Origin of the sequence: Pseudomonas sp. NPDC089530, assembly GCF_050280705.1 — a bacterium.
Taxonomy (GTDB): domain Bacteria; phylum Pseudomonadota; class Gammaproteobacteria; order Pseudomonadales; family Pseudomonadaceae; genus Aquipseudomonas.
Window position 1 is genome coordinate 21,932 of the sequence record NZ_JBNNVU010000068.1, and the last position, 7,724, is coordinate 29,655.

Annotated in this window: 7 protein-coding genes; 2 read left to right on the forward strand and 5 right to left on the reverse strand. The window is 64.5% G+C overall.

Annotation, left to right across the window (positions count from 1 at the left end; all coding sequences use genetic code 11):
- Positions 1 to 97 precede the first annotated feature (97 nt).
- Positions 98 to 727 carry a response regulator gene (locus ACQKQA_RS22015; RefSeq protein ID WP_427562343.1) on the reverse strand — a complete coding sequence of 210 codons (630 nt, stop codon included), beginning with the start codon at positions 725 to 727 and terminating at the stop codon, positions 98 to 100.
- A gap of 54 nt (positions 728 to 781) precedes the next feature.
- Entirely contained in the window at positions 782 to 3,175 is a 2,394-nt protein-coding gene (locus ACQKQA_RS22020) for a PAS domain-containing sensor histidine kinase (RefSeq protein WP_427562346.1), read from the reverse strand.
- Between the two features lie 74 nt (positions 3,176 to 3,249).
- On the opposite strand from ACQKQA_RS22020, the gene ACQKQA_RS22025 reads away from it, so the two are divergent.
- A complete protein-coding gene (locus tag ACQKQA_RS22025) occupies positions 3,250 to 4,245 on the forward strand; it encodes an alpha/beta hydrolase family protein (protein WP_427562349.1) in 996 nt (331 codons plus the stop codon).
- A gap of 61 nt (positions 4,246 to 4,306) precedes the next feature.
- Here the strand turns inward: ACQKQA_RS22025 and ACQKQA_RS22030 are convergent, their stop codons facing one another.
- Genes ACQKQA_RS22030 through ACQKQA_RS22040 form a run of 3 tightly spaced genes read right to left on the reverse strand, consistent with a single transcriptional unit; the run spans position 4,307 to position 6,772 of the window.
- Entirely contained in the window at positions 4,307 to 5,074 is a 768-nt protein-coding gene (locus tag ACQKQA_RS22030; protein WP_427562352.1) for a TerB family tellurite resistance protein, read from the reverse strand.
- A 1-nt stretch (position 5,075) separates the two neighbouring features.
- On the reverse strand, positions 5,076 to 5,750 hold the full coding sequence (gene murU, locus ACQKQA_RS22035) for an N-acetylmuramate alpha-1-phosphate uridylyltransferase MurU (RefSeq protein WP_427562355.1): 675 nt from the start codon (positions 5,748 to 5,750) through the stop codon (positions 5,076 to 5,078).
- Positions 5,747 to 6,772, reverse strand: a complete 1,026-nt coding sequence (locus ACQKQA_RS22040; RefSeq protein WP_427562358.1) for an aminoglycoside phosphotransferase family protein — start codon at positions 6,770 to 6,772, stop codon at positions 5,747 to 5,749. Before ACQKQA_RS22040 ends, murU begins: the two co-directional genes overlap by 4 nt.
- A 131-nt stretch (positions 6,773 to 6,903) precedes the next feature.
- Here ACQKQA_RS22040 and ACQKQA_RS22045 point away from each other — a divergent pair.
- On the forward strand, positions 6,904 to 7,724 hold an 821-nt coding region (locus ACQKQA_RS22045; RefSeq protein WP_427562361.1), incomplete at its 3' end, for an LptA/OstA family protein.

Here is a 7,724-nt window from a genome sequence, read left to right on the forward strand (position 1 = left end):
GAATGGCGCGATTGGATAAGTCCTGGCACACGCCTGACGGGAATAATGGCTAAGGGCCTTTTCCCATGTCGCAAATGGGTATGGAAGGCCCTGGCGCTCAGAGCAGCTTGTGTTCCATGGCGTACTTCACCAGCTCGGCCAGGGACGTGATGTTGAGCTTCTGCATCAGCCGCGCCTTGTGAGTGCTGATGGTCTTGCTGCTCAAGGCCAACTGCTGGGCGATGTCGTTGACGTTGGCGCCCTGGGCCAGCCGTTCGAACACGGAAAACTCCCGCTCCGACAGCAGCGAATGCAGGGGCCGGGCATCCGTCAGGCCGACTTCAAAGACCATCCGGTCCGCCAGCTCCGGATCGATATAACGCCCGCCCGCCGCGACCTTGCGGATCGCCGTCAGCAGCAGCGCCGGGTCGCTGTCCTTGGTGGCATACCCTGCCGCCCCCACCTTCAGCGCCCGCGCCGCCATCTGCGCTTCGTCATGCATGGACAGCACCAGGATCGCCGGTGGATTGTTCAGCGCTCGAATCCGCGGGATCGCTTCCAGGCCGTTGACCCCGGGCATGGAAATATCCAGCAGCACCACCTCGCACGGCACATGCCGCAGGGTTTCCAGCAACTGCTCGCCGTTGCTCGCCTCCCCCGCTACCGTCAGGTCCTTGGCCAGGCCGATCAACTGCTTGATGCCTTCGCGGACGATGGTGTGGTCTTCGGCTACCAGTACACGGATCAAAGCTCGTACCTCTTGTTATTGGTGATGATCGCTGCAGACGCAGGTTGCCCCTACCTACAGGTCCAGCGGGACGGTGACGCTCAGGGTGGTGCCCTCGCCCAGGTGGCTGTCCAGGCTCAGGCTGCCGCCCATGATCAGCACCCGCTCGCGCATGCCCACCAGGCCGAAGGACGTCGGTCGCCCGGCCTCGACCTCGAACCCCTGGCCATCGTCGCTGATGGTCATGCACAACTGGTCGCGCTCGAGGCTCAGGGTCAGTTCCACAGTATGCGCCTGGGCATGGCGCATCACATTGGTCAGCGCCTCCTGGAGAATCCGGAACAGACCGATGGCCTTGGCGTCGCTGAGTACCGGCAGGCTGTCCGGCACCTGCACCAGGCAGGGAATCTGCGTGCGCGCTTCGAAGCGCCGTGCCTGCCATTCGATGGCCGAAGCGATCCCGGCATCGAGGATCGGCGGACGCAATGCCGTGGCCACGTCACGCACCAGTTGGAACAGTTGGGCGATCAGGCGCTTCATGCTGTTCAAGCGTTCGTGCAGCCCCGGGTCGAGCTGCGCGTACGCCAGTTCGCACATCGAGGTTTCCAGCTTGAGCACCGTGAGCATCTGGCCCAGTTCGTCGTGCACTTCCCGGGCGATGCGCGCCTTTTCCTCTTCGCGCACGCTTTCCAGGTGCGCCGACAGTTCACGCAGTTGCTCCCGGGAACTGGCCAGCTCCAGTTCGATCCGCTTGCTTTCACTGATGTCCCAGACGATGCCGTCCCAGACGTAGGCGCCATCGTCGAGCTGGCGAGTGATGGCCTTGATCTCCGCCCAGCGCTGTTCGCCCTGCCGGGTCAGGATCCGCCCCTGCCAGGACCAGTCGCTGTCGGTGTCCAGGGCATGGTCCTGGGTCTGGTGATAGCTGGCCTTGTCCTCCGGGTGCACCAGGCTGCGCAGCCCCATGTCCCGATGGCTGAGGGTCGCCGGGGAATAGCCCACCAGGCTCTCGCTGCCCTCGCTGATATAGGCGAAGTCGATCTGCCCGGTCACCGGCGCCCGTTCCAGGCGGAACACCAGCCCCGGCACATTGGCGGCGATACCCTTCAAGCGCGCCTCGCTTTCCTGCAGGGCGGCCAGGGCGCGACGGCGCTCGGTGACATCCGTGAGGTAGACCACCAGGTACTCGCTGTCGCGAAAGCGCAGGAAGCTCAGCGACACATCGGCCGGCAGGATGCTGCCGTCGGCGCGGACACACTGAGTCTCGAAACTCGGCGGCACCTCCTCGCTGGCCCGGGCACGCTTCCACAAGCCCAGCCAACGGTCCATGTGCAAGTTGGGCTCGAAGTCGATCAACGGCCGCCCGACCACTGCCCCCGGCGCATAGCCGAGCATGCTCTCGGCCGCACGGTTGGCGTAGCGCACATGGCTGTCCCAGTTGACCCAGAGGATGCCCACCGTGCTCTGGTCGATGGAAAACTGGGTCAGGCGCAAGGCTTCTTCGCTGGCCTCGCGGCGGGCAAGATCCTCACGCGTCACCAGCAGCCGCTGTTCGAGCGCCTGCTGCTGGCGCCGCTGCCAGATAACGATGGCCAGGCCGGCCAACAGCAGCACGACCAATAACAGGCTGAGGTTCTGCCAGAAACCGCGAGACTCGCTCAGCCGTGGGTACTTGGGTTGCAGCCAGCGATTGTGCAGTTGCTCCAGGTCCTTGGCGGCGATGCCGTGCAAGGCGAGTTGCACGATATCCGCCAGTTCCGGCCAATCGCGGCGGGTCGCGACCCGCAGCAGTTGCGGCAGGCCGATATCGCCCACCACCGCCAGATCGGCGAATTCCGCTTCCACCGACAGGCGACTGAGTTGCGCCTCGTCGATTACCGCGTACTGCGCCTGCTGGCTGAGCAGCAACTGCAGGGCCTGGCGCTCCAGGGGCACGCCCTGCAGATTGAGGTTGGAATAGGTCGCCCGCAGGTAGTCCGCCACCGCACTGGGCATGCGCACCGCCACGCGGGTCTGGCTGTCGAGCTTTTCCAGCTCCACCGCGCCGGCCCCTTTCTGCTCGCCGACCACCAACTGCGGCACGCGCATGTAAGGGTCGGAAAATTGCCAGAGCCGCAGCCCGGCCGGGGTCTGGGTCAGGCCTGGGGCCATGTCGACTTCACCGGCGCGCACCGCCGCTTCCAGCTGGGCCTGATCGGCATAGTTGCGCCAGTTCAGCTCCACCTGCAGCGCCCGGGCCAGCCACTGCATCAGCTCGATATTGACCCCGGACAACCGCTGCAGCCGCCGATCGTATTGGGCATAGGGGGCCTGGAGCACCACGCCGACCCGCAACTGCGAATGCTGCTCCAGCCACTGGCGCTGCACGGGGCTCAACGCTGCCTGGGCAATATGCGGCGCAGGCGCCGCCCAGGCCATCAAGGGAAGACAGATACAGCCGATAACCAGCAGGCAGCGAAAACGCTTCATCTGAAATCTCACACACTGACAAATACTGACCAACCCATTAGGCTGCCGGGATTACTTCTGGCCTGGAATAACCGATGCCCCTTGTCCACCGCTCGGCACTGCCCGCATTGTGCCTGTCGCTGATCCTGCCTTGTGCCTTTTCGGTCGAGGCGGCCGATCCGGAACCTACCCCGACAGAACCGGCCGCCGCGGAAAAACCGGCTGAGCGCCAACCGCTCCCTGAGCGTAGCCAGGAAGAGGCCGCGGCCCTCGAACGCGTCATGCCGGCCAGCGAACAACAGTCCCTGCAAGCCGGCAGCGAGAGCTTCCTGGCCTTGTGGAAACCGGCCAACACCAGCGACCCCAAGGGCGCGGTGATCATCATCCCGGGCGCCGGCGAAACCGCCGACTGGCCCCAGGCAATCGGCCCCTTGCGCAGCCGCTTGCCGGATGCCGACTGGGGCAGCCTGAGTCTGACCTTGCCCGATCTGCAGAGCGATGCGGCGCAACCGCGCATCGTCGAGGCCACACCGGCCCCCGCGCCCGCCGACACTAGCAGCAAAGATGCAGCCACGGCAGCGCCCAAACCGATCGAACAGGCCGCCGGCGGCGAAGCCGAGATCGCCGATCGCGCAGTGGTGGAGAGCAGCGAAGAACAGGCCAAGGCCGATGCCGAGCGGATCTTCGCCCGTATCGATGCCGCGGTGACCTACGTCCAGCAGCAGAACGCCCGCAGCATCGTGTTGCTGGGGCACGGCAGCGGAGCCTACTGGGCCACACGCTACCTGAGCGAAAAACAGCCGCCGGAGATTCAAAAGCTGGTACTGGTGGCCGCCCAGACGCCCACCATCGGCAAACCCGGGCTGGCTGAGCTGACACCCACCCTGAAGCTGGCGACCGCCGACTTTTTCTACAAGGACAACGCACAGGCTCGCAAGAACGCGCTGGAGCGCCTGCAAGCCAGCAAGCGGCAGAAGAACGCCAACTTCACCCAGATCTCGCTCAACGCCCTGCCGGGCAACAGCAAGGCGCAAAACGAGCAATTGTTCAGACGCGTACGCGGCTGGCTGAGCCCGCAACCGCAAGACTGAACCCCGTCATGTCCGACCCCAGCTTCTTTATAAGCATGGGGCTGGACGTGGGGTGTTGCCCTTAACGAAAATCCCGACGCTCGCGGATCAGCGCATAGGCACTGTGCAGCTCGCGGGTTTTTTCCGTGGCTTCGCGTACCTGCAACGGGCTGGCACCGCTGCCGGCGATCTTGTCCGGATGATGGCGACTGAGCAGGCGCCGATAGGCACGCTTGATCTGCGAGGGCTCGCTGGTCGCCGAGACCCCCAGCAGGCGCAGGGCCTCCTGATAGGCGCCGCTGCTGTTGGCCAACGGCTTTTTGCTCGGTTCGTAGTCCGCCGCCAGCGCCTGCACCTGCTGCGTGGTCCAGCCCAGCCATTTGCCCCAGGTCTGAATCAGCTCACGCTCGGCGGTGCTGGCCCGGCCATCGGCCCAGACCATCCGCCAGCAAGCCCGCAATACCCCCTCGGCCGCATGGGGCTGTGCCGCCAGACGGCGCAGGTAGCCTCGCAGCCGGTCGTTGCCCGACTTGCCGCGGTTGAACGCGGCGATCGCGCGGCGTTGCGCGGTATCACCCATGTCCAGCGAACGCATTTCCAGACGCGCCTGCTGGATATGGCCGTCGACCACCCGGCCATCGCTTTTGGCCAGGCGCCCCAGCAGCACGAACAGCAATTCATCGTTGCGCAGCGCCGGGCGACCGCCCAGCCGCTCGCGTACCTGGGCCCAATTATGCAGTTGCAGGCGCCGGTCCAGCGCCTGTCCCAGCAACGCGCCCAGCATGGCCCCCGGGATACTGGCTATGGCAAAGCCAGCCCCGGCTCCGATCAGAGTCCCTGGCCACAACATATCAGCGGCTCGCTTCTAGCAAGGTTTCGACTTCCGCCAGGCGCTCATGGGTACCGACATCGACCCAGTGCCCCGGCAAGCGCTCGCCGCTGACCTGTCCGTCGGCCATCGCCTTGCGCAGCAGCGGCGCCAGCTTGAAGGCTCCCGCGGCACACCCCAGGAACAGGTCGGGGTGCAGTACGGCGATACCGCTGTAGGTCAGGGTCTGCGCGCCCGGCTCGGCGTCTCGCACCCGGGCATCGTCGCCAAGGATGAAGTCGCCGGCGGTGTGGTGAGCCGGGTTATCCACCAGCACCAGATGCGCCAGCGCAGAAATCGGCCGGTTCAGCAGGCGGAAATCGTAATCGGTCCAGACATCGCCGTTGACCACCAGGAAAGGCTCGTCGCCCAGCAACGGCAAGGCACGGCAAATACCGCCGCCGGTTTCCAGCGGTTCACCTTCCGGCGAGTAGTGGATGCTCAAGCCGAAACGCGAGCCGTCGCCCAGATGATCTTCGATCTGCTGCCCCAGCCAGGCGTGGTTGATGACGATCTCGGTAAAACCGGCCTGGGCCAGGGCCCGCAGGTGGTACTCGATCAGCGGCACGCCAGCGACACGGATCAACGGCTTGGGCGTGGTCAGGGTCAAGGGGCGCATCCGTTCGCCCTTGCCCGCGGCCAGAATCATTGCCTTCATACACAGGCTCCGACCGGTCGGCGCAGGCTGGCCAGCAGTTCGCCCAGCTCCGCCAGCTCCGGCCGACGGGCCAAAACGGCTTCTATATAGGCGAAGAAACGCGGCACATCGCCCAGGTAACGGGGCTTGCCGTCACGGTGGCAGATCCGCGCGAAGATCCCGATCACCTTGAGATGGCGCTGTACCCCCATCAGATCGCTGGCGCGCAGGAAGTCCTCGAACTCAGGCTGGACCGGAATGCCGATCCGCGACGCCTGTTGCCAGTAGTCTTGCAGCCAGCTGCGCACCTGCGCCTCGGGCCAGCTGAGAAAGGCATCCTTGAACAGGCAGGTGACGTCATAGGTCACCGGGCCGTAGACCGCGTCCTGGAAATCCAGCACCCCCGGATTGGGCTCACTGAGCATCAGGTTGCGTGGCATATAGTCGCGATGCACCAACACCTTGGGCTGGGCCAGGGCGCTGTCGATCAGCAGGTCGCTGACCCGCTGCCACTGCGCACGCTGCTGCTCATCCAGCTCGATACCCAGCTCGCGGCCCACGTACCACTCGGGGAACAGCTCCAGCTCACGACGCAGCAGGGCGACGTCATAGCTGGGCAACGGCGCCTCCATCGGCAACTGCTGGAAGGCCAGCAAGGCCTGCAGCGCATCCTTGAACAGGGCGTCGGCATTCTCGCCGTCGATCACATCCAGGTAGGTCTTGTTGCCCAGGTCATTGAGCAAAAGAAAGCCCCGCGACAAATCCTCGGCATAAATTTTCGGCACATTGATGCCAGACGTTGCCAACAGATGGGCGATATCCACGAAGGGTTTGCAGTTTTCCTGTGGCGGCGGGGCATCCATCACGACAAAGCTGCGGCCCTCGCCTTCCCAACGGAAATACCGCCGGAAACTCGCGTCGCTACTGGCTGCGGTCAATGTGGCCGGGGGCACGGGGCCCCAACCGTTGGAGGCATAAACAATCGACAACTGCTCATCGAGCCAAACTTTCAGGTGTTGCAAGCGTACATCTTGGTCAGGCATTGCAAGGGTCTCCGACGGCGCTAGCCGTCAAGCGGGTCATGCTTTATTATCCAGCATCTTTTTCAGACCATCGAGAGGCGTGCGGCCCAACACCGCGGGCAGATGGCACGCAGGAAGCCCGGACTAATAAGATGGCATTGAAATCCCCCGCGTTTCGTAAAAAATTTCCGTTGCTGGTTACTGGCAGTCTGCTAGCCCTGCAACCCCTGGCCGCTTCGTTCGTGGTCGCCGCAGAGCAGTATGACTGCTCGGTCTCTGCTTCAGGTGGCTGGGACTGCGCACCGAAGACCAACGCGGCTCAACTGCCTCCGCGCCCCGTGCATGACGCGAGCGCGGTCAGTTCGAGCACCGCGACCCAGGCCGAAGGCAGCGAAGACACCGGCGCCAAGCCGATGCTGGTTACCGAGTCCAAGGGCCGTGGCCTGAAGTCCCGCAGTGAAGACTACAGTCACCTCGACTGGGTACCGCGCGAGAAGCTCACCGCCGCCCAACTGGCCGAGACCGGTCCTTACTGTGCTGGTGCCTATATCGAACCGATTCGTCCTGGCATGAATGACAAGACGAATAAAAGTGACGCCCCGACCTTTATCGGCGCCAAGGCTTCGCGTTATCAGCAGGAGCAACAGGTCGCTACCCTGGCCGGTGACGTGGTCATGCGCCAGGGCAGCATGCAGGTCGAGGCCGATGAGGCCAACCTGTACCAGGCCGAGAACCGCGGCGAGCTGAGCGGCAACGTGCGCATCCGCGACAACGGCGCCCTGCTGGTCGGCGACCACGCCGATGTGCAACTGGACACTGGCGAGGCCAAGGTCGACAACGCCGAATACGTGATGCACAAATCGCGCATCCGCGGTAACGCGCTGTACGCCAAGCGTGCCGAGAACGCGATCATCCGCCTCAAGGACGGTACGTACACCACGTGCGAACCGAGGGGTGCCCAGGGAGCGTTTGC